General features: G+C 47.5%; 5 protein-coding genes. All 5 read left to right on the top strand.

The features are described 5' to 3' along the window. Positions 1 to 63 precede the first annotated feature (63 nt). The 5 genes from tycC (at position 64) to HP401_RS00575 (ending at position 24,657) form a co-directional block, all read left to right on the top strand. Positions 64 to 19,527 (top strand): tyrocidine non-ribosomal peptide synthetase TycC, encoded by a 19,464-nt coding sequence (tycC, locus tag HP401_RS00595; protein WP_173603695.1) that lies wholly within the window; start codon positions 64 to 66, stop codon positions 19,525 to 19,527. 83 nt (positions 19,528 to 19,610) lie between these two features. After that, complete coding sequence (locus HP401_RS00590) at positions 19,611 to 21,392, top strand: ABC transporter ATP-binding protein (protein ID WP_173603694.1); 1,782 nt, start codon at positions 19,611 to 19,613, stop codon at positions 21,390 to 21,392. A 2-nt stretch (positions 21,393 to 21,394) separates the two neighbouring features. Then, a complete protein-coding gene (locus HP401_RS00585) occupies positions 21,395 to 23,194 on the top strand; it encodes an ABC transporter ATP-binding protein (protein WP_173603693.1) in 1,800 nt (599 codons plus the stop codon). Then, positions 23,191 to 23,883 (top strand): 4'-phosphopantetheinyl transferase family protein, encoded by a 693-nt coding sequence (locus tag HP401_RS00580; RefSeq protein ID WP_173603692.1) that lies wholly within the window; start codon positions 23,191 to 23,193, stop codon positions 23,881 to 23,883. The genes HP401_RS00585 and HP401_RS00580 overlap by 4 nt, the downstream gene beginning before the upstream one ends. Positions 23,884 to 23,928: 45 nt before the next feature. Next, positions 23,929 to 24,657, top strand: coding sequence for a thioesterase II family protein (locus HP401_RS00575; RefSeq protein ID WP_173603691.1), 729 nt, complete (start codon positions 23,929 to 23,931; stop codon positions 24,655 to 24,657). Positions 24,658 to 24,704: the final 47 nt, after the last annotated feature.

The following is a 24,704-nucleotide window of genomic DNA, read 5'->3' as shown; positions in this document are numbered from 1 at the left end:
GACATCTCGCTTTTATTGGAGGAACCCTCTTTAACTCGATAAATTACTGAGCTGAGGTGCAGAATGAATAAACAGGAAAATATTGCGAAAATTTACCCGTTAACCCCATTGCAAGAGGGTATGTTGTTTCATGCTGTCAAAGATACAGGCAGCAGCGCCTACTGCCTCCAGATGTCCGCAAAGCTCCAAGGTGATTTTCAGCTGTCCATTTTTGAAAAGAGCATGAACAAGCTCGTAGAGAACTATGAAGTTTTGCGCACTGTATTTGTTTATCAAAACCTGCAACGGCCTCGACAGGTTGTTTTTAAAGAGAGAAAAGTTACCGTTCATTTCGAAAACATTGCTCATTTGCCAATAGATGATCAGAACGATTACATAAAAGCGTATACCATCCAGCAGCATACGTTTGAGCTGACGAAAGATGTCTTGATGAAAGCAGCCATTTTCCAAACGGAGGCGAACCAATATCAGTTCGTTTGGGCGTTCCACCATATCATCGTCGACGGTTGGTCTTTGGGTGTATTGCTTCATAAGCTGCTCGCGTATTATGCCGCCATTCGTAAGGGTGAGGCTGTTCCGCGGGAAGCAACCAAACCATACAGCGAATATATCAAATGGCTGGATAAGCAAAATAAAGAAGAAGCACTTACTTACTGGCAGAACTACCTAGAAGGCTATGACCATCAGGCTGATTTCCCTAAAAAGAAGAATGTAGCGGAAGATGGCAATTATGTACATGTGGAGAATCTTTTCACCATCGCACCTGAAAAGACTCAGCAGCTAATGCAGATTGCCAATCGGAATCAGGCTACGCTGAGCAGCGTGTTTCAATCTCTTTGGGGTATTTTGGCGAGTAAGTACAAAAATTCGGACGATGTGGTATTCGGTTCTGTTGTATCAGGTCGTCCGCCAGGGATTCAGGGCATTGAGAGCATGGTTGGATTGTTCATTAACACGATCCCAACCCGCGTGCAAACAAACAGAAAACAAACCTTCAGTGGGTTGGTAAAAACAGTTCAGCAGCAAGCCTTGGCTTCTGCTGCTTATGATTTCGCTCCATTGTACGAAATTCAGAGCAAGACGGTACTGAAACAAGAGTTAATTGATCATCTGGTGACGTATGAAAACTACCCGGAGGATGCTTCGAATGATCGAGAGGATTCCTTAGGCTTTCAATTCAACGTGGAAAATGGGGAAGAACAGACTTCCTATGATTTTAACGTTGTAGTAGCGGTCGCACCTTCGAATGAGATATATGTGAAGTTGAGCTATAATGCAGCGGTTTATGAAGAGTCATTCATGAACCGAGTAGAAGGTCACTTGAAAACGATCATCGAGCAGGTCATTCACAATCCGAATGTACTGCTTGAAGACATCGGAATCATCACGGATGAGGAAAAACAACAATTGCTGGTAGCTTATAACAACACAACCGCTGATTATCCACGCGACAAAACGATTTTCGAGCTGATCGCGGAGCAGGCAAGACAGACGCCATCGAAAGCTGCGGTTATTTGCGGGGAGGATCGCCTTACTTACCAGGAGCTTCAGGAGCGTTCCAACCAGTTGGCCAGAGCTCTGCGTGGGAAAGGAATTACCCAAGGCAGTATCGTCTCCATTATGGGGGAGCATTCACTCGAGCTGATCGTGGCTATTATGGCCGTTCTAAAATCAGGCGGCGCCTATTTGCCGATTGATCCAGAGTATCCGATAGAGAGAATTCAGTATTTATTAGACGACAGTCAAACGAAGATTCTTTTGACACAGTCTCATCTACAAGAAAAAGTCGAGTTTGAGGGCGATATCCTCTACCTAGACAATCCTTCCTTGTTTGAAGGAGACAGTACAGATCTTGACAATTCATGCAAACCGGACGATTTGGCATACATGATCTATACTTCAGGGTCCACAGGGAATCCAAAAGGCGCGATGATTACCCATCAAGGTCTAGTCAATTACATCTGGTGGGCCAACAAAGTGTATGTCGAGGGTGAAGCTGTAGACTTTCCGCTATACTCTTCCATTTCGTTTGATTTAACTATCACCTCGATCTTCACGCCGCTTCTGTCGGGCAATACGATCTATGTCTACAGAGGAGCAGATAAGGTACAGGTCATTTTAGACATCATCCAAGATAATCAAGTGGGAATTATCAAGCTGACGCCAACACATTTGAAGCTGATAGAAGAAATAGATGGAACAAATAGCAGCATCCGACGGTTTATTGTCGGTGGTGAGAACTTGCCAACCAAGTTGGCGAAGAGAATCTATGAGAACTTTGGACAGAATGTCAAGATTTTCAATGAGTATGGACCTACCGAAACGGTTGTCGGTTGCATGATTTATTTGTACGACCCGAAGAAACCGATCCAAGAATCGGTACCAATCGGCGTACCGGCAGACAATGTTCAGCTCTATCTGCTTGATTCTTCCATGCAGCCGATACCCGTTGGTTCCGCCGGTGAAATGTACATCGCCGGAGATGGCGTCGCTAAAGGGTATTTCAACAGACCGGAGCTGACTGAGGAAAAGTTCATCGATAATCCGTTCCGTCCGGGGACCAAAATGTATCGAACTGGCGATCTGGCGAAATGGCTGCCCGACGGCAATATGGAATACGTGGGAAGAATCGACCATCAAGTCAAAATTCGTGGGCATCGGATTGAGATGGGCGAAATTGAGACGCGTTTGGCGCAGCATGAGTGGATCAAGGAAGCTGTCGTCATCGCTGAAAAGGATGACAGTGGTCAAAATGTGCTCTATGCCTACATAGTTTCCGAGCAGGAGTTGACCGTATCTGAACTACGAGAGCATCTGGGAAGTACGCTTCCTTCCTACATGATCCCGTCCTTCTTTGTCCGTTTGGAGGAAATCCCGCTGACAGCCAATGGAAAAGTAGAGCGGAAGAAATTGCCGAAGCCTGATGGTGCAGTTGTTACGGGAACAGCGTACGTCGCTCCTCAGAATGAAACGGAAACAAAATTGGCTGAGATTTGGCAGCAGGTCCTCGGGGTTAGCCGTGTAGGCGCTCACGATCATTTCTTTGATTTGGGCGGACATTCACTGAAGGCTATGACTGTCATCTTTCAAGTCTCCAAAGCGTTGGAAGTGGATTTGCCAGTAAAGGCACTGTTCGAGAATCCAACCGTATCCGAGCTCGCTGCTTTTCTCTCGAAATCGGGGAAAAGCAAGTACTCAGCCATTCAACCGGTAAAAGTCAAAGAATTTTATCCTGTATCTTCTGCTCAAAAAAGAATGTACATCCTTCAGCAATTTGAAGGAAGTGGCATCAGCTATAACATTTCAGGTGCAATGCTTTTGGAAGGAAAGCTGGATTACGATCGTTTTGCGAGCACGGTCAAACGACTGGCGGAGCGCCACGAAGCCTTGCGCACTTCCTTCCACCGTATCGATGGTGAACCTGTACAGAAAGTGCATGAGGAGGTAGAAGTACCAATCCTGATGCTGAAGTCTACGGAAGACAAGGCGGAGCAGATCATGCGCGATTTCGTCCGTCCTTTTGACCTCGGACTCGCTCCGCTGATTCGAACAGGCTTGGTCCAGTTGGGCGAAGACCGTCATTTGTTCATGCTCGACATGCACCATATCATCTCGGACGGTGTTTCATCCCAAATTTTGCTGAGTGAATTTGCTAAGTTGTACCAAGGGGAAGCCTTGCAGCCTCTTTCTCTCCAATACAAGGATTTCGCAGCTTGGCAAAATGAGCTGTTTCAGACGGATGTGTACAAAAAGCAGGAGCTCCATTGGTTGAATACGTTTGCTGATGAAATTCCTTTGCTCAATCTACCAACGGATTATCCGCGCCCAACCATTCAAAGCTTTGCAGGGGATCTAGTCCTTTTTGACACAGGAAAAGAATTGACCGAGCGTTTGCGCAAGGTAGCAACAGATACAGGAACAACCCTGTATATGGTCTTGCTCGCCGCTTACCATGTTCTCCTGTCCAAGTATTCCGGTCAAGAGGACATCATTGTAGGTACGCCTGTCGCTGGTCGTTCCCATGCCGACGTGGAAAGCATCATGGGGATCTTTGTGAATACGTTGGCGATGAGAAATCAGCCTGTGAGCGACAAAACCTTTACCCAATTCTTGCAAGAAGTGAAACAAAATGCGCTAGCGGCCTATGACAATCAGGATTATCCATTTGAAGAGCTGGTGGAAAAGCTGGCGATTCAACGTGACATTAGCCGAAATCCTTTGTTTGACACCATGTTCTCTCTGGAAAATGCGAATCAGCAGTCGCTGGAAATCGAGCAGCTTACAGCAGCTCCATATGAGTTATTTAACAAAATTTCCAAATTCGATCTTGCTTTAAATGCGAGTGAATCGCAATCCGACATTCACTTCCAATTCGCATTTGGAACGAAGCTGTTTGCAAAAGAAACCATCCAAAAAATGGCCCATCATTATCTGGAAATCTTGCGTACTATTTGCGCACAGCCGAATGCCAAGCTAGCAGAAATCGACATGATGACAGAAGCAGAAAAACGTGCTCTCCTCCTGAATGTCAACGATACTTTTGTCGAGCGTTCCGCTGATCAGGTTTTGCACCAATTGTTTGAAGAGCAAGTAGTGCTTACGCCAGATCAAGTAGCCGTAGCCTATGACGGATACACCTTGACCTATCGCCAGTTGAACGCCCGGGCCAATCAAGTCGCTCGTATACTGCGGAGCAAAGGAACGCAACCAGATACGTTGATCGGCATTATGGTAGACCGTTCCATCGAGATGGTTGTGAGCATGTTGGCCGTGTTAAAAGCGGGTGGTGCGTATACGCCAATGGATCCTACTTATCCGCCAGAAAGAATCCAGTACATGCTCAGCGACAGCAAAGCTCCCATTCTACTGACACAGCGCCATTTGAAAGAGACCGTGGAGTATACAGGAGAAATCATCGATGTAGACGATGAAGCCATTTATGCAGGGGACGACACCAATCTGGACAATGTGGCTGGCAGGGATGACTTGGCCTATGTCATCTATACATCTGGATCGACAGGAAATCCCAAAGGGGTAATGATCTCGCACCAGGCGATTTGCAATCACATGCTTTGGATGAAGAATGCCTTTCCACTGCGTACAGAGGATGCTGTCTTGCAAAAAACGCCGTTTTCCTTCGATGCTTCCGTATGGGAATTTTATTTGCCACTGATCACGGGCGCGCGCCTGGTACTGGCAAAGCCAGACGGACATCGCGACATCGCATACATGACTCGAACGATCAGAGAAGAGAATATCACAACGTTACAGATGGTTCCTTCCTTGCTGGATCTGATCATGACCGAACCGGGATGGAGCTCTTGCACGAGCTTGCAACGCGTTTTCTGCGGTGGAGAAGCATTGACAGCTGCCCTTGTTTCGCGCTTTTACCAGACGCAAACGGCACAGTTGATTAATCTCTATGGCCCTACTGAATCTACGATTGATGCGACATACTGGATTTGCCCGCGTTTGCCGGAGTATGGCGTGATTCCCATTGGCAAACCGATTGATAACGTCCGCTTGTATGTCGTAAATGCGAGCAACCAGCTCCAGCCTGTAGGGGTTGCAGGAGAACTGTGCATTGCTGGCGATGGTTTGGCCCGCGGCTACTGGAATCGTGAAGAACTGACAGCAGCTAGCTTCATTGACAATCCGTTTGAACCGGGGAGCAGGATGTACCGTACGGGAGACATGGTAAGGTACCTAGCCTGCGGCAACGTGGAATATCTCGGACGCATCGACCATCAGGTCAAAATCCGAGGCCACCGGATCGAGCTGGGTGAGATCGAAGCAAGGCTTTTGCAGCATGAATGGATCAAAACGGCCATCGTCCTTGCCCGTCCAGATGAAAAAGGGCAAAACAACTTGTACGCCTATATCGTTTCTGATCAGGAAATGAAGACAGCTGATCTGAGAGCTTACTTGGCTTCCCATTTGCCATCTTATATGGTTCCTTCTTATTTTGTTTATTTGGAAAAGCTGCCTCTCACGGCAAATGGCAAGGTAGATCGCAAAGCATTGCCTCAACCTGAGGGAGCATCCACATCTGAAATTGTCTATGTAGCGCCGCGCAATGAAGTGGAAGCCACGCTTGTAGACATTTGGCAAAGTGTCCTTGGCCAAAATCCAATCGGGGTACACGATCATTTCTTTGAGTTGGGCGGACACTCCTTGAAAGCGATGAACGTCATCTCTTTGATCCATCGTACCCTTCAGGTAGATGTGCCGTTGAAAACACTGTTTGAATCACCAACGATCGCTGACCTGTCGGCATACATCGCTATTGCTGGCAAAGGCAAGTATACGACGATTGAACCCGTCCAAAAGCAGGAGTATTACTCCGTGTCTTCCGCACAAAAGAGAATGTTTATTCTCCGGCAAATGGAAGGTGCAGGCATCAGCTACAACATGCCGGGAATCCTGTACATCGATGGCAAGCTGGATACAGTGCGTTTGCAGCAAGCGCTCAAGAGTGTGGTGAGACGCCATGAATCTCTGCGTACCTCATTCCACTCCATGAAAGGAGAGACAGTTCAGCGCGTACATGAAGATGTCGAGCTGGATATCTCGTTGATGGAGTCAACAGAGGGAGAGCTCAAACGAATCGTTGAACAATTTATTCAACCGTTTGATTTGGAAAAAGCTCCACTGATGCGCGCTGGACTGGTCAAATTGGCTCCGGAACGCCATCTTTTCATGCTGGATTTGCACCATATTGTGGTGGATGGTGTATCGATTGGCATTCTTGTTCAAGAGCTTGCGCAGCTTTATCACGGCGAAGAGCTGCCAGAGCTGAGCATTCAGTACAAGGACTTTGCCCATTGGCAGAATCAATGGTACGAGACGGATGAGTTTACTGCTCAGGAAGCCTATTGGATCGATACCTTTACGGGAGAAATTCCTGTATTAAATCTTGCAACGGATTATCCGAGACCTTCTGTAAAAAGCTTTGAGGGTGAGCGATTTGTTTTCGGCTCCGGTACCCTTTTGAAAAAGGAATTGAATCGAGTTGCCCATAGTACAGGAGCTACGCTCTACATGGTTCTGCTGGCAGCCTACCATGTACTTCTCTCCAAATACTCTGGACAAGAGGACATTGTTGTTGGCGCGCCTACTGCCGGCAGGTCCCATGCTGAAACGGATTCGATCATCGGTATGTTTGTCAATACATTGGCATTGCGAAACGAGCCTGTGGGGACGAAAACCTTCCTCAGCTTTTTGGCAGAAGTGAAAAACAATACGCTGAAAGCCTTTGAGAATCAGGATTATCCATTAGATGAGCTGATCGATAAGCTGAACATTCAACGGGATCTGAGTCGGAATCCTTTGTTTGACACCGTATTTATCTTGCAAAATATGGATCAGAAGCCGTTCGAAATGGAGCAACTGACGTTTACACCGTATATGGCAGAAGTGAATCAGGCCAAGTTTGATCTGTCATTAGAGGCGTACGAAGAAGACGAGGAGATCGTCTTTAGCCTTGATTATTGCACCAAATTGTTTACACGAAATACGATTGAAAACATCGCGGCACATTTCATCCGAATCCTTCATGCCGTTATTGAGCAACAAGCCATTCCGCTGTGCGAAATCACGATGCTTTCGGCTGAAGAAAAGCATCGCTTGTTAGTAGAATTCAACCATTTGCATAAGGAATATCCGCAGAACAAGACACTACATGAGCTGTTTGAGGAGCAGGTGGAAAAAACTCCACTGGTTGCTGCCATTGAAATTGGCGGTAAGCAGATGTCCTATCGCGAATTAAATGAGCGCGCAAACCAGCTTGCCGTTACCTTGCGTGAACGGGGAGTAAAGGCTAACCAATTCGTAGGAATCATGGCAAACCGTTCTATGGAAATGGTTGTGGGAATCATGGCCATTTTGAAAGCAGGTGGAGCCTATGTGCCGATTGATCCCGAATATCCAGAAGATCGTGTGGCCTACATGCTGGAGGATTGCGAAGCCCGTCTGGTGCTTACCCAAAAACATCTTGGAGCTAAGCTCGCTTCTAGTGTGAGGGTGGAATGCTTGTATCTGGAGGAAGAGCACAACTATTCTCCTAACCGTTCGAATCTCGAGCCGATTCAAACCGCTTCTGATTTGGCTTATCTCATCTATACGTCGGGGACAACAGGCAAGCCAAAAGGAGTAATGATCGAGCATCGGGGCATTGTCAACAGCGTGTTGTGGAAAAAAGAGGAGTATCAGTTTAGCGTCCAGGATAGAAATCTGGTGCCGTTATCCTTTGCGTTTGATGGTTTTGTTCTTTCCTTTTTTACACCGATCCTTTCCGGTTCAACCGCCGTCTTGGTGAAGGATGAAGAAGCCAAAGACCCTGTATCTCTCAGAAGACTCATTGCAGCTGCGCGATGCACGCAAATGACATGCGTGCCAAGTTTATTCCAAGCGATATTGGAATGCGGTTCTGCTGCGGATATCAGCTCCCTGCAAACCGTCACACTAGGGGGCGAAAAAGTATCGGCTCAGCTCGTTGAGAAGAGCAACAAACAGAATCCGCAACTGGTCATCGCCAATGAATACGGTCCGACAGAAAGCAGTGTCGTCGCCACGTGGCAGCGAATTTCGCAACTGGATTCTACGATAACGATCGGACGTCCCATTGCCAACACCAGCATCTATATCGTGGACAAATTTCATCAGCTACAGCCAATCGGCGTCGTCGGGGAAATTTGCATCGGTGGCCATGGTTTGGCACGTGGATATTGGAACAAGCCGGAACTCACAGCAGAGAAGTTTGTTTCCCATCCTTATTTGGAAGGCGAGCGCATGTACAAGACGGGTGATCTAGGAAAGTGGCTCCCTGACGGTACGATTGAATTTATCGGTCGCTTGGATGAACAGGTAAAAGTAAGGGGATATCGGATTGAAATAGGCGAGATAGAGTCGGTTATGCTCTCCTTTGAAAAGCTGACTTCGGCTGTGGTGATTGTCCACGAGGATCAGCAGGGCGAATCGTCCCTTGCTGCTTATTACACGGCGGAAGAAAAGCTTGAAGTCTCGAATCTGTGGTCGTATCTGTCGAAAAGCTTGCCATCTTACATGATTCCTGCGTACTTGGTCCAGCTCGATTTTCTCCCACTTACGCCGAATGGAAAGCTCGATAGGAAAGCTTTGCCGAAACCAGAAGGCAGACCTGTAACAGGAGCAGAATATGTGGCGCCAGCAAGTCCTGTGGAAAGCAGGCTGGTAGAGATTTGGGAACATGTGCTTGGCGTAACCGACATCGGCGTTCTCGACAACTTCTTCCAGCTAGGTGGGCATTCCTTGAAAGCCATGTCGCTCGCCGCACAGATTCATCGAGAGTATCAAGTCGAGCTTCCACTCAGAGTGCTCTTTGCGACACCTACCATTCAGGCATTGGCATCGTATATCGAAACAAGTGGAAAAGACACGCATGTACCGATTCATCCTGCACCGTGGCAAGAATATTATCCCGTTTCTTCTGCACAAAAAAGGATGTTTGTCCTGCGCCAGTTTGAAGGCACCAGTACAGTCTATAACATGCCAAGTGTGATGTTTATTGAAGGCGACTTGGATCACGCACGCTTTGAAACTGCGATTCAGGGGCTGATCAAGCGACACGAATCGTTGCGGACATCCTTCCACACAGTGAACGGTGAGCCTGTTCAACGTGTACATGAGGCAGTTGAACTGAATGTGCGCTATGAGGATTTGACAGAAGACCAAGTCGAGCAAACCATCGAAACATTTGTGCAAGCATTTGATCTGGAGAAGGCTCCGTTATGGAGGGTCGGACTCTTCAGATTAGCAGAGAATCGACATCTTTTCCTGATGGATATGCATCACATCATTTCGGATGGCGTCTCTGTTGGAATCATTATGGAGGAATTCTCGAAGTTATATCGAAACCAATTATTACCAGAGTTGTCTGTTCAATACAAAGATTTTGCTGTCTGGCAGACGGATCTGTTCCAAACCGCTATCTATACAAAACATGAGAACTATTGGTTGAAGTCCTTTGCGGGTGACATTCCGGTACTGAATCTGCCCGCCGATTATTCTCGCCCGCTGGTTCAAAGCTTTGAGGGAGATTGCATTTCGTTCCACACAGATAAAACGTTGATGGACGATTTATACAAGCTCGCCCATGAGAACCAAACCACGCTGTTTATGGTCTTGCTGGCGGCTTACAATGTACTCCTTTCTAAATACAGTGGTCAAGAAGACATCGTAGTGGGGACGCCGATTGCTGGTAGATCTCATGCTGATGTAGAAAAAGTCTTGGGGATGTTTGTCAACACGTTGGCCTTGCGAAACTACCCTGAAGGAACGAAATCGTTCCAAGCATTTTTGGAAGATGTCAAACAGAATACGCTGCAAGCATACGCTCACCAGGACTATCCATTTGAAGCGCTGGTCGAAAAATTGGAAATCCAGCGGGATCTCAGCAGAAACCCACTTTTTGACACCATGTTTATTTTGCAAAATCTGGACAAAAAAGCTTATGAGCTGGATGGGCTGAAATTTGAGGCCTACTCCGGAGATGGGCAGCAAGGCAACGCCAAATTCGATCTCACACTGGAAGCGCATGAAGATGAGACAGGAATCCATTTTAGTCTCGTGTACTCCACGAAATTGTTCCATAGAGACACGATGGAAAGAATGGCAGGTCATTTTCTTCAGGTGCTACAAGGAGTCATTGCAGACCAAACAGCGGCGTTGCATGAAATCGACTTGCTCGGTGAGGAAGAAAAACATCTCGTAACGGTTGCATTCAACAACACGTTTGCCACGTATCCACGCGAAAGCACGATACAGGAGCTGTTCGAGGAGCAAGTGGAAAGAACGCCTGAGCATGCTGCAGTTGTGATGAACGAACAGATGCTGACATATCGGGAGCTGAACCAAAAAGCCAACCAGATCGCAAGTGTTCTTCGCCGATTGGAAGTAGGGAGGGACAGCGTTGTAGGCATGCTGGCAGATCGCTCTCTCGAGATGATCACAGGCATTATGGGGATCATCAAAGCGGGAGGCGCCTATCTGGGGATTGATCCAGAGCATCCATCCGAGCGCATTTCTTACATGCTCGAAGATGGCGGCGTGAAGGTTGTCCTTGTTCAAAGACATCTGTTGCATCTCGTCGAAGAAGGTCTCATTCCAATCATCTTGGAAGACGAGAGCCTGGAGCAAGCAGATGCCAGCAATCTGACCAACCTCAATGACGCCAAGGACTTGGCCTATGTGATGTACACGTCGGGTTCAACGGGCAAACCAAAAGGAGTCATGGTCGAGCATCGCAATGTCACCCGATTGGTGAAACATACCAATTACGTTCAGGTACGCGAAGAAGATCGCATGATTCAAACGGGCGCTATTGGCTTCGACGCCATGACGTTTGAGATTTTCGGAGCTCTGCTGCATGGTGCTAGCTTGTTCCTGGTAAGTAAGGATGTTCTATTGGATGCGGAGAAGCTGGGTAGCTTCCTGCGAGAGAATCGGATTACCACAATGTGGTTAACCTCACCACTGTTTAACCAGCTCTCGCAAAATAACCCGGCGATGTTTGAAGGCTTGCGTGCGCTAATTGTCGGTGGAGAAGCGTTGTCTCCGAGACACATCAACAAAGTGAACAGCGCCCATCCAGCTCTGGAAATTTGGAACGGGTACGGCCCGACCGAAAACACAACCTTCTCGACATGCTATTTGATTGAGAAGGAATTCGAAGACAATATTCCGATTGGGAAGCCGATCACGAACTCCACAGCTTATATCGTGGATCGCTACAATCAGCCGCAGCCAATTGGGGTGCCGGGTGAATTGTGCGTAGGTGGAGACGGGGTAGCCCGAGGCTATTTAAACAAGCCGGAATTGACTGCCGAGAAGTTTGTTCCGAATCCGTTTGTTTCAGGTGAAAACATGTACCGTACAGGGGATTTGGCGAGATGGAAGGAGGACGGAACGATCGAGTATTTGGGTCGTATCGACCAACAGGTAAAGATCAGAGGCTATCGGATCGAGCTTGGGGAAATCGAGACCGTTCTGACCAATCTCGAAAAAGTAAAAGAAGCTGTCGTTACGGTACTGGATGATACAAACGGCCAAAAAGCTCTCTGCGCTTATTTTGTTTCAGAAGAGGAACTCGACGTAGTAGAGCTGAGAGAGGCTATATCCAAAGAATTGCCTAGCTACATGGTGCCAGCCTTCTATGTCCAAATGGAAAAACTGCCTTTGACTGCAAACGGGAAGGTCAATCGTAGAGCTTTGCCTGAACCATCTGGAGATCGGGTACAAGGCTCCACATATGTCGCCCCACAAAATGCAACCGAGCAGAAGCTGGCTGAGATTTGGCAAGAGGTTCTGGGGATTCATCCGATAGGCATCAACGATAACTTCTTTGAACTGGGTGGACATTCTCTCAAGGCAATGAATGTAATCACGCAGGTGCACAAAGCATTTCAGGTAGAACTTCCGTTAAAAGCCCTGTTTGAAACTCCTACGATCCATGAGCTAGTTGCTTATATCTCTGCGAGTGAAATGGAACAGTTCGAGACCATTCAACCGGTAGAGCACGCTGACTTTTATCCAGTCTCGTTCGCACAAAAAAGAATGTATATCCTGCATGAGTTTGAAGGAAGCGGGATCAGCTATAACGTGCCAAATGTAATGATAATAGATGGCCATCTGGATTACGAACGCTTTGAATACGCGATCCGAACACTGGTAAAACGACATGAATCCTTGCGAACATCCTTCCATTCGAAAAACGGGGAACCCGTGCAACGAGTCCATGAGGATGTCACGCTGCTCATCGGTATTTCCGAGGCGACAGATGACCAAGTAGAGCAACGGATTCAGGAGTTGGTCCAGCCGTTTGATCTGGAAGTGGCTCCGCTGTTCCGGGTTGACTTGATCAAACTGGGAGCAGAACGACACTTGTTCTTCATGGATATGCACCACATTATCTCCGATGGTGTATCGCTTGCAGTCATCGCCAAGGAGTTCGCGAGCTTGTACGAGGAAAATCAGCTCCCAGACATGCGTATCCAGTACAAAGATTTTGCTGCTTGGCAGACGAAGCTGGCCCAGTCTGAGCGTTTCCAAAAACAGGAGGATTATTGGACGAATGTCTTTGCAGGGGAGCTCCCATTACTCAACCTGCCAAATGATTTCCCAAGACCTACTGTTCAAAGCTTCGAAGGCGACACGGTAGCGATCGGTACAGGAAATCACTTGCTTGCGGAGTTGCGACAACTCGCTTCAAATACGGGCTCCACACTGTTTATGGTGCTTTTGGCTGCCTACAATGTGCTGCTGTCCAAATACACAGGACAGGAAGAAATCGTTGTCGGTACGCCGATTGCAGGTCGATCCCACGCAGATGTAGAACGAATCGTCGGCATGTTCGTCAACACGCTTGCCCTGAAAAATGTGGCAGGAGGCAACCTGACCTTCCGCGAGTTTTTGGGTGATGTGAAACAAAATGCGCTGCATGCGTTTGAACATCAGGATTATCCGTTTGAACATCTCGTAGATAAGCTGCAAGTGCGGCGCGATCTAAGCCGAAATCCGCTGTTCGATACGATGTTCAGCCTGGGGCTTGCGGACTCATCTGTATTAGAAATTGCAGGACTCAACATGTCCGCTTACCCGATAGATGGCAAGATCGCAAAATTCGATATCGCGCTGGATGCGATGGAACAACAAGATGAGCTTCTCGTGCAATTCAGCTATTGCACGAAGCTGTTTGCCAAAGAATCGATTGATCGCATGGCGACTCATTACATCCATCTTTTACAGACGATCATTGCCAATCCAGATCGCAAGCTGGCAGAGATCAGTGTCTTGTCAAAAGATGAGATGGAGCAAATGCTGCATGATTTCAATGCCACAAAAGTCGCTTATCCAACGAACAAAACGTTCCAGGAGCTATTCGAAGAGCAGGTCGAAAAAACACCGAATCAGGTAGCTGTCATCTACGAGGATGAACAGCTAACGTATCGGGAATTGAATGAAAAAGCGAACCAGCTCGCGCGTGTTTTGCGCCAAATGGGAGTCAAGCCAGAGAGCACGGTCGGCATCATGGTAGATCGCTCCTTGCACATGGTAGTAGGGACACTCGGTATTTTGAAAGCCGGTGGCGCCTACGTCCCGATTGATCCAGATTATCCACTGGAGCGTCAAACATTCATTTTAGAAGATAGCGATGCGAAGCTATTCCTTACTTTGCAAAAGATGAATACAGAGCTTGTATTCCCTTACGAAACTCTCTATCTGGATGCAGAGGGGCTGTATCAGGGAGAAGCGAGCAATCTGGAGCCTGTAGCACTGCCGGAACACGCGGCTTACATCATTTATACTTCCGGTACGACTGGCAAGCCAAAAGGAGTCGTGATCGAGCACCGGAGCTATGCGAATGTCGCGTTTGCATGGCAGGATGAGTATCACCTGGATACCTTCCCGGTTCGCTTGCTGCAAATGGCGAGCTTCGCCTTCGACGTCTCGACTGGTGACTTTGCCAGAGCATTGCTCACAGGAGGGCAACTGGTCATTTGCCCAAATGAGGTCAAAATGGACCCGGCTTCCTTGTACGAAATTATCAAGCGGTATGAAATCACGATTTTCGAAGCGACACCAGCTTTGATCATGCCATTGATGCATTACATTTACGAAAACAAGCTCGACATCAGTCAGATGAAGCTCTTGATCCTCGGAGCAGACAGTTGTCCAGCGGAAGACTTCAAGACCTTGCTGATCCGATTCAGTCATACGTTGCGCATTGTTAACAGTTATGGGGTAACAGAGGCGTGCATCGATTCCAGCTATTACGAAGAAACAGATGTCTCATCCATTCGCTCGGGAACGGTACCGATCGGCAAACCACTTCCGAATATGCAAATGTATGTGATGGATCAACAATTGAATCTTCAACCTGTTGGAGTCGTGGGTGAGTTGTGCATCGGTGGGGCAGGGGTCGCTCGCGGTTATTTGAACAGACCTGAACTGACAGTGGAGAAGTTCGTACCGAATCCTTTCGCACCAGGTGAGTTGTTGTATCGTACGGGTGATCTGGCGAAGTGGCGTGCGGACGGAAATATGGAGTTCCTGGGTCGCAACGATCATCAAGTGAAAATCAGAGGTGTCCGTATCGAGCTGGGCGAAATCGAGACACAGCTACGCAAGCTAGACGGAATCTTGGAAGCAGTCGTGGTCGCAAGAGAGGATCACAGACAAGAAAAGTATTTATGCGCGTACATGGTGGCAGACCATGAGATCGACACAGCACAAGTACGTAAGCAATTGCTAAAAGAATTACCTCAAGCGATGATTCCATCGTATTTCGTCACGCTTGAAGCGCTGCCGCTTACCGCAAATGGGAAGATCGATAGACGTTCCTTGCCGGTACCAGATGTAACTTTACTCAGAACGACAGAGTACGTGGCACCTCGTACGGAGTTGGAATCGCAATTGGCCCGCGTCTGGGAGCAAGTACTCAATGTGGAGCAAGTAGGGGTTCTGGATGATTTCTTTGCAATTGGTGGTCATTCCCTGCGTGCGATGAGTGTGATTTCGAGCATGCATAACGAATATCAAGTCGATATTCCGCTCCGTGTTTTGTTCGAAAAGCCGACGATTCAGCAATTGGCTGCACACATCGAAGAGACAGCAAAAGAATATGTCATTTCGATCCAACCGGCACCTACGCAAGAGTATTATCCGGTTTCATCGGCTCAAAAGCGCATGTATATCCTCAATCAGTTCGAGGGAGTCGGCATCAGCTACAATATGCCTTCGACCATGCTGATCGAAGGGAAGCTGGAACCGGAACGATTAGAGACAGCGTTCAAACAGCTGATTGAGCGACATGAAAGTCTCCGTACGTCTTTTGCCGTTGTAAATGGAGAACCTGTTCAGAAGATTCACGAGGAAGTTTCTTTTGAACTTTCGTATACAACGATCACAGAAGACCAGGCACAAGAGGTCCTTTCCTCTCTCGTTCAGCCATTCGATCTGGGTGTAGCGCCGTTGCTTCGCGTACGTCTTTTGCAAATCGGAGAAGATCGTCATGTGCTCTTTACCGACACGCATCACAGCATTTCCGACGGTGTATCCTCCGGCATTCTTCTGTCTGACTTAGTGCAGCTATACCAAGGGGATGTTTTGCCAGAACTCCGAATTCAGTACAAGGACTTCTCCGTATGGCAACAGGAGCTTTTCCGATCCGATGCCTTCAACAAGCAAGAACAGTACTGGGCTCAAGTGTTTGCAGACGAAATTCCAGTGCTAAACCTGCAAACGGATTTCACCCGACCAAGCATTCAAAATTTCGCAGGCGATCAGTATGCCATCGGAACCGGTAAACAACTCATGGAAGGCTTGAACCAGTTGGCTCGAGAAACGGGAACGACACTGTACATGGTGCTCCTCGCGACGTACAACGTATTGCTTTCCAAGTATTCCGGGCAGGAGGACATCATCGTTGGCACACCGATTACAGGCAGATCCCATGCTGATCTGGAACCAATCGTCGGTATGTTTGTCAATACATTGGCGATGAGAAACAAGCCGCATGCTGGGAAAACCTTCACTGAGCTGTTGCTGGAAGTCAAGCAAAATGCTCTAGACGCTTACGCTCATCAGGATTATCCATTCGAAGAACTGGTGGAAAAACTCGACATTCCGCGGGACTTAAGCAGAAACCCGCTCTTTGACACCATGTTTACTGTGCAAAATAACTCGGATGATGCTATCGACCTCCACGGCTTGACACTTGCGCCTTTCATGACTGATCAGGCTGGCAACCATTCCAAATTTGATTTGACGTTAATTGCCGCAGAAGAGCGTGAAGAGATTTGCATTGGTGTGGAATACAGCACAAGCTTGTTTACGAGAGAAACGATTGAACGGTTAAGCAACCACTTCATGGCTATTGCCCAAATCGTTGTGCAAAATCCGCATATCCGCTTGAGCGAAATTGACATGCTCAAGGCAGAGGAGAAAAAGCAAATTTTCGAGAGTTTCAATGATACAGCTGTCAACTATGTACAAGACAAAACGCTACATCAATTATTCGAAGAGCAAGTAGCAAGGACGCCAGATCAAGAAGCGATTCTCTTTAACGGTCAGTCACTTACGTACAGCAAGCTCAATGAGCGTGCCAACAGACTGGCAAGAGTTCTGCGTACCAAGGGAGTCGGACCTGATCGTCTTGTAGCAGTCATGGCGGAGCGTTCACCAGAGATGATCATTGGCATCCTCGGTATTTTAAAGGCAGGCGGTGCTTATGTTCCAATCGATCCGGCGTATCCGCAAGAACGCATTCAGTACCTGCTTGCGGACAGCAACGCAGCATTGCTTCTCTGCCAGTCCCATTTGTCGGAACTATTGTCTCGCGTGTCGAGCGGTCTTGACTGGCTTGAACTGAGCGCAGAGCATGACGTCGAGATAGATGGCTCCAATCTCTCATCACTCAATCAACCGACGGATCTCGCCTATGTCATCTATACATCGGGCACGACTGGTAAGCCGAAGGGCGTCATGATTCCACATCGGGGAATCGTCAATTGCTTGCAGTGGAGAAGAGATGAATATGGCTTCGGGCCGGGAGACAAGGCGTTGCAGGTATTCTCCTTTGCCTTCGATGGTTTTGTAGCCAGCTTGTTCGCTCCACTTCTCGGAGGTGCTACTTGCGTCTTGCCGAGGGAGGAAGAAGCCAAAGATCCGGTATCGCTGAAAAAGCTGATTGCCTCAGCGGGAGTCACACATTATTACGGTGTACCGAGTCTGTTCCAGGCGATTCTGGATTGCTCGACTGCTGCCGACTTCTCTCCTCTTCGTTGCGTAACATTGGGAGGCGAGAAGCTACCTGCGCAGCTTGTGCAAAAAACGAAAGAAAAGCATCCAGCAATCGAGATCAATAATGAATACGGTCCAACCGAAAATAGCGTCGTTACCACCATCTCTCGTTCGATCGAAGTAGGTCAAGATATCACGATTGGACGTCCGCTAGCCAATGTCCAAGTGTACATCGTAGATACACAACATCACTTGCAACCGATTGGCGTAGTGGGAGAGCTATGCATCGGAGGACCCGGGCTTGCAAAAGGTTATTTGAATAAACCAGAGCTCACACAAGAAAAGTTCGTTCCGAATCCGTTTGTGCCAGGAGAGCTCATGTATAAAACGGGTGACTTGGTGAAATGGCGGGCAGATGGCACGATCGATTACATCGGTCGAGTTGACGAACAGGTGAAGGTGAGAGGGTACCGCATCGAAATCGGGGAAATTGAGAGCACCATACTTGCTTACGATGGCATCGATCAAGCAGTGGTCGTTGTGCAAGAGGATGAGTTAACGGCCGGACAGTATCTTTGCGCTTATCTCGTCCCAGCAGCAGAGGTATCCGTTTCTGAGCTGAGAAGGCATCTGGCGAAGGAACTGCCTGCATACATGGTTCCCAGCTATTTTGTCCAGTTAGACCAACTGCCGCTTTCAGCCAATGGAAAAGTGGATCGCAAAGCGTTACCGAAGCCAAAGCCTTCGGATGCGACCACACGTGAGTTCGTGGCCCCAAGAACTGCGACTGAGCATCAATTGGCTGCCATTTGGCAGGAAGTTTTGGGAATAGACCCAATCGGCATCACTGACCATTTCTTTGAACTGGGTGGACATTCATTGAAAGCAACGCTGCTGGTTGCAAAGGTGTATGAGTACATGCAGATTGAACTACCGTTGAACCTCATCTTCCAGCATCCAACGATTGAGAAGGTAGCGGATTTCATTACGCACAAGAACTTCGAGGGCAACTCCGGTGGTGCCATTCTCTTAAATGAAGAGACGGCTAGAAAGGTTTTCTGCTTTACGCCGATTGGCGCCCAAAGTGTTTATTATCAGAAGCTTGCTGATGAAATCAAGGGCGTTTCCTTGTATAGCTTTGATTTCATCCAAGAAGACAATCGACTGGAGCAGTACATCGAAGCCATCGTGGCGATTGATCCAAAAGGACCCTTTACGCTCATGGGATATTCCTCGGGAGGTAATTTGGCTTTTGAAGTCGCAAAAGAACTGGAGAATCAAGGATATGTCGTGACGGACCTCATCTTGTTCGATTCGTACTGGAAAGACAAGGTGATGGAGCGTAGTCTGGCGGAAACAGAGAGTGATATTGCGCAGTTATTTGCCGAAATTGGAGAGAACACCGAGATGTTCAACATGACACAAGAAGACTTCAATTTGTACGCTGCCAATGAATTCGTCAAGCAAAGCTTCATTCGAAAAACGGTCAGCTACGTGATGTACCACAATCAACTGATCAATACGGGTGCAACGAACGCAACGATCCATCTCATTCAATCAGAGCTGGAATCGGGTGAGGATGATCTGGTCGCAGTCAAATGGAATGAAGCCGCTTGGACACAGGCTACGAAACGACTGATGACGTACGAAGGGTACGGAATCCACTCCAGAATGTTGGGAGGAACTTACGTGTCGATGAATGCCTCCATCCTCAGAGACATTCTACAGGAGCTGTTCATTCTGAAATAAGATCACGGCTTTGTGATGATTCCCCTTGGGAACATGTTTTTCAAGGGGAGTTCATCCATTACATCATTGGAGAGGAGCCGCACATGATTTTTACCAAGCAAGCTCAGAACAGAAAGAAAGAGCCCGTGTTTGGATGGGTACTCTCATATGTAAAGCCTTATCGAGGTTGGGTCATGATCTGTATCATTGCTGCGCTCCTTGTGGCTGTCGCAGACATTTGGATGGGAATCCTGATCAAAAACATGGTCGAACATACGAACAACTTCGACAAGCTAGTCAGTATTGCTCTCATCATTTTTTGTCTGACCATCGTCGGTTTTCTCTCAAAATATTTCATCACATATTCGGCAGCTAGATTCAGTTCAAGAGCCATGAGAGATTTGAAAAACAGCATGGCTGCCCATCTTGAAAAAGTCCCCATGTCCACCATGGATAAATATCATTCCGGCGATCTCGTCTCACGCTTAACAACAGATGCCCAAATCTTGCAAAGCTTTTTGCAAAAGCATTTTTTTCAGCTTTTTTATTTGCCAGTTGTTTTTGTCGGAGCTCTTGGACTGTTGTTGACGATCAATTGGAAGTTAATCATCTTCAGCATCGCAATCTTACCTGTCGCCATCGCGATCACAGGGTGGATGAGCAAACCGCTTCAAAAATATTCGGAGCAAATGCAAGATCATCTGGGTCAAACGAACGCTATCGCTCAGGATACGCTTTCCGGCATTCACATGGTCAAAGCTTTTCAATTGGAAGACGTTTTGTATCGTAAATACCATGCGGGTATGAAGCAGGTTTTGAAAAATGCGTTCCAGGCAGAGAAGAAACGTGCGTGGATGACAGCACCAGGGATTTTATTGTTTTCTTCCCCCATTCTGTTTTTTGTTGCTTATGGTGGGTACTTGATACAGGCAGGAGAATTGGATCTGGGCAGCTTGGTCATTTTCAGCTATTTGCTTCACTTTATTATCGAACCACTTTCACTAGCGCCCGTGTTGTTTGCCCAAGTACAAGAGACATCAGGTGCGGCAAAGCGGCTGCAAGAAATTTTTTCACAGCCAGTCGAACAAAACGATCAACCTGCGATTCCCGTTGATCCAAAGGCGATTCCTGTACAGTTTGAGAATGTTACGTTTGCCTACGAGCAGGCAAAGATTCTTGATCATGTCAGTTTTACATTACATCCGAACAAGACCATTGCGTTAGTAGGGGCCAGCGGAAGTGGGAAGAGCACCATCATGAAGTTGCTGTGCGGGTTTTATCAAATGGAACCGGGCAACGGAAGATTGAATGTTTTCGGACATTCCATGGCGGATTGGAATATGACGGACATGCGGAGCTACCTTTCCATGGTTTCTCAGGATACGACGCTATTCCCCGTGTCTATTGCGGAAAATATCTCGTATGGACGCATTCACGCGACACAAGACGAGATCATCGCAGCGGCAAAAGCGGCCAATGCCCATGACTTCATCATGGAGCTACCACAGGGTTATCAAACAAAAGTGGGAGAACGAGGCTCTCGTTTATCCGGAGGACAGAAACAGCGCATCGCGATTGCCCGAGCGATTTTGAAGGACGCCCCGATTCTACTGCTGGATGAACCAACGTCTGCCCTAGATACAGAATCGGAAGCTTTGGTACAGGAAGCGCTTGAAAATGTGATGAAAAATCGGACTGTTCTCGTCATTGCCCATCGACTGTCTACGATAAAAGACGCGGATGAAGTGCTTGTTTTGGAGCAAGGACAAATTGTTGAACGTGGTACACACTATGATTTGCTTGCCCAAGGCGGCGTTTACACCAGATTGTATCAAAAACAGTTTGCCACAGAGATGCATAGCTCGCTGGCAGCAGGAGGGGTATAGGCATGTTCATCCAGAATTTGATGCGGGAACTACGTCAACTCCTGTCGTTTATGAAATCGAAAAAGCGAGCGTATATGTTGGGCCTTGTGGGTGACGGAATCGGTCAAGCTGCTGTATTGGTATCCTTGCCTTTCGTGTTCAAGGATCTGACGGATTTTGCGAACACAAAAGACCCTGCGTTATTAACCAGAGCGATTGTCACCATGGCTGTGATGTTCCTTTTGCTGAGTATCCTGTCTCCATTTTTTAGCTACATATATCGTCGATGCGTTCGCGAGCTCATTGCCAACATTCGGCTTCAAGTCTATCAACGTTTGAGCAAGCTGCCTTTCGATTATTATGAGCAGCACCATTCGGGAGATACGATGTCGAGGCTGGGCAACGATGTTGTCCTCATGGAAAACGCGTACGCAGAGCAATTGAAAACATTAAGCATCATCCTGCTGTCGCTGATCGGCTCGATCCTAGGAATGTTTGTGATGGATTGGAAAATTGCCGTCGTCCTGTTGCTCGTAAGCGCAGTGACTCTTTATGTAAATACGCTGTTTGCCAAGTCAGTACGGCGCATTGGAGATCGAATGCAGCAGCAGATGGGGATGGGGACAGAAAGATTAAACGATTTTTTGTCTGGGTTGCCCATCATCAAAATGTTTCATTTACATAACGTTGTGACCGCCCGTTACACGGAAGCAAACGAAGAAGTAGCTACGTCTGCCATCAAGCAAGGGCATAAACACGGATTACTGGAAGGGACCAATTTTTTCATCCAATTTGTAAGCTTCGGGGGAATGCTTGTTTTTGGAATCATGATGGTTTCCAAACAAATAATCGGGTTGGGTGTCCTAGTTGCTTTGGTTCAACAACAGATGCTTGTGACACTGGCCTTTCTCCAGCTTGGCCAAGTCATCACAGCGTTGCAGAGCTCGCTAGCAGGCGCTTCTCGGGTCGTCGATTTTCTGAATGAACCTCCCGAACCAGAGGAGTATCAGAATAGCACCGACAAACACCAGTATTGTGAAAGCATGCTGAAGCTGGAGCAGGTCGTTTTTGGATACAACGATGCTACAAATGTGCTGGATGGTGTTACGTTGCGCGTCGACAAAGGCCAAATGGCTGGGCTAGTCGGAACGAGCGGAAGTGGAAAAAGCACCGTCATGAAGCTTCTGTTAGGGTATTACCCACCTGCTAGCGGAACTCTTTATTTACTTGGCAAGCCCATGGGAGCTTATTCTCTTGCAGAAATTAGAAGCTTGATCTCATACGTGCCTCAGGATGCCTTTTTGTTCGAAGGAACCATCGAAGACAATATCCGCTACGGATGCCTGGATGCTTCGGATCAGGATGTCATCAACGCAAGCAAAGCAGCGTATGCACATGATTTTATTAGGGAACTTCCAGACGGCTACCAGACCAAAACAGGAGAACGTGGTGCCAAGCTATCAGGCGGACAGCGTCAACGAATTGCCATTGCCAGAGCTATCCTGAAAAATGCACCGATTCTTCTACTGGATGAAGCGACTTCCGCTTTGGATGCAGAATCAGAATATTGGGTGCAGCAAGCATTAACCGCACTTATGAAAGATAAAACAGTCCTCGTCATCGCTCATCGCCTGTCGACTATAGAGGATGCCGATGTGATTTACGTAATGGATCATGGAAAAGTCATCGAGCAAGGGAGCCATGTTGAGTTAATGCAGTACAACGGCACGTATGCCAACTTGTACGAAGTGCAGCAGCGAAAGGATCGAGCAGAACAAATCAGTAGTCTTGATCTGACAGAAAGGAGAGTGAGTGCTACATGATTGCCATTTACGCTTTGAAATGTCCTGCTGTCATGGAGAAAGAGTCGTTCAACCGATTTTTGCAAGCACTACCCGAAGAAAAACGGGAACGGGTCAACCGTTTCAGAAATCCGGCTGATTCCTATCGGGCGTTGCTCGCGGACGTGCTCGTACGCTCTCTGATTTGTGAAACCTACGAGATTTCCAATGACGAAATCGAGTATGACTACAATGCATACGGAAAACCTTTTTTGAAATTATTCCCCAACTTCTGCTTTAACGTCTCGCATTCTGGGGAATGGGTCGTCTGCGCTACGCATGACTCGCAGGTGGGGATTGATGTGGAGCAAATATGCCCAATTGAATTGGATATTGCCACTCATTATTTTGCACCAGCCGAAGTAGATGATCTTTTGGCAAAACATCCGAATGAACGGGTTTCGTATTTCTATGACCTTTGGACATTAAAGGAGAGTTATATAAAAGCGAGAGGCATGGGGCTGTCCATTCCGTTGCAATCATTCGCCATAAGAAAAAAGCCAGACCAATCGATTACGATATCGCAAAGTGATTCGCGCGAGGCTTGGGCATTTCATCAGTATGAGATCGATCCAGGCTATAAATTGTCAGTATGCGCGACTACCAATCAGTTTGCTGCTCAAGTAGTCATGAAGGATTTACAAGATTTGCATCAAGCGATTTTTCATTGAAAGATGTCGAAGTAATTACGTAATGAGGAGAGGGCGGGAAAAGAGATGAAATTGTTTTGCTTTCCATATGCAGGTGGACTTCCTAGCATTTATTACGGGTGGAAACGGGCAGTGTCGCCAGCGTTATTAGAAATGGTTCCATTCGAGGTACGGCCTTCCCTTCATAGCGATAGCGTGGTTCTTGCGACCTCGTTTTATGAGGTCTTGGAGGATGTATACAGACGGATTATACCAGAGCTGGGGGAAGAACCTTTTGCTTTTTATGGCCACAGCATGGGTGGATTAATCGCGTATGAACTGACGAGAAAGCTGTTGCAGAATGGAAAGCCACTGCCCCAGCACTTGTTCTTGTCTGCATCCCGTGTGCCACATGCGTACCACAAACTGGTAAAAACATACAACCTGCCGCATGACGAGTTCATCGAATCGCTACGTACACTCGGGGGCACACCCGATGAGGTTTTGGATAATCACGAGATCTTGGAGGTATTTTTGCCTATGATTCGCGCTGATTTCCAGGCCGTGCAAACGTATGAAATGAATCACGAGCTTCCTCAGCAAATCCCGGTCAACATGACGGTTTTGTTCGGGAAAGAAGATTCGATTGAAATCCAAGATATTGTGGCATGGCGAGACTATTGCGGGCGGGAATGCAAATTTTACCCTATGCCTGGTGGGCATTTCTTTATTCATCAGCAAATGAATACGATCCTCGTGATCATTCAAGACACATTGAAGGTAGAACAGGCAGTTGCAATCCGTGCACAATTCTAACGATTGTGTACGGCAACAATAAATCCTAGGTGAAGGTTGGTGTTTTT

The organism is Brevibacillus sp. HB2.2, assembly GCF_013284275.1.
GTDB classification, from domain to species: domain Bacteria; phylum Bacillota; class Bacilli; order Brevibacillales; family Brevibacillaceae; genus Brevibacillus; species Brevibacillus brevis_D.
This window is presented reverse-complemented; position numbering and strand designations above follow the sequence as displayed.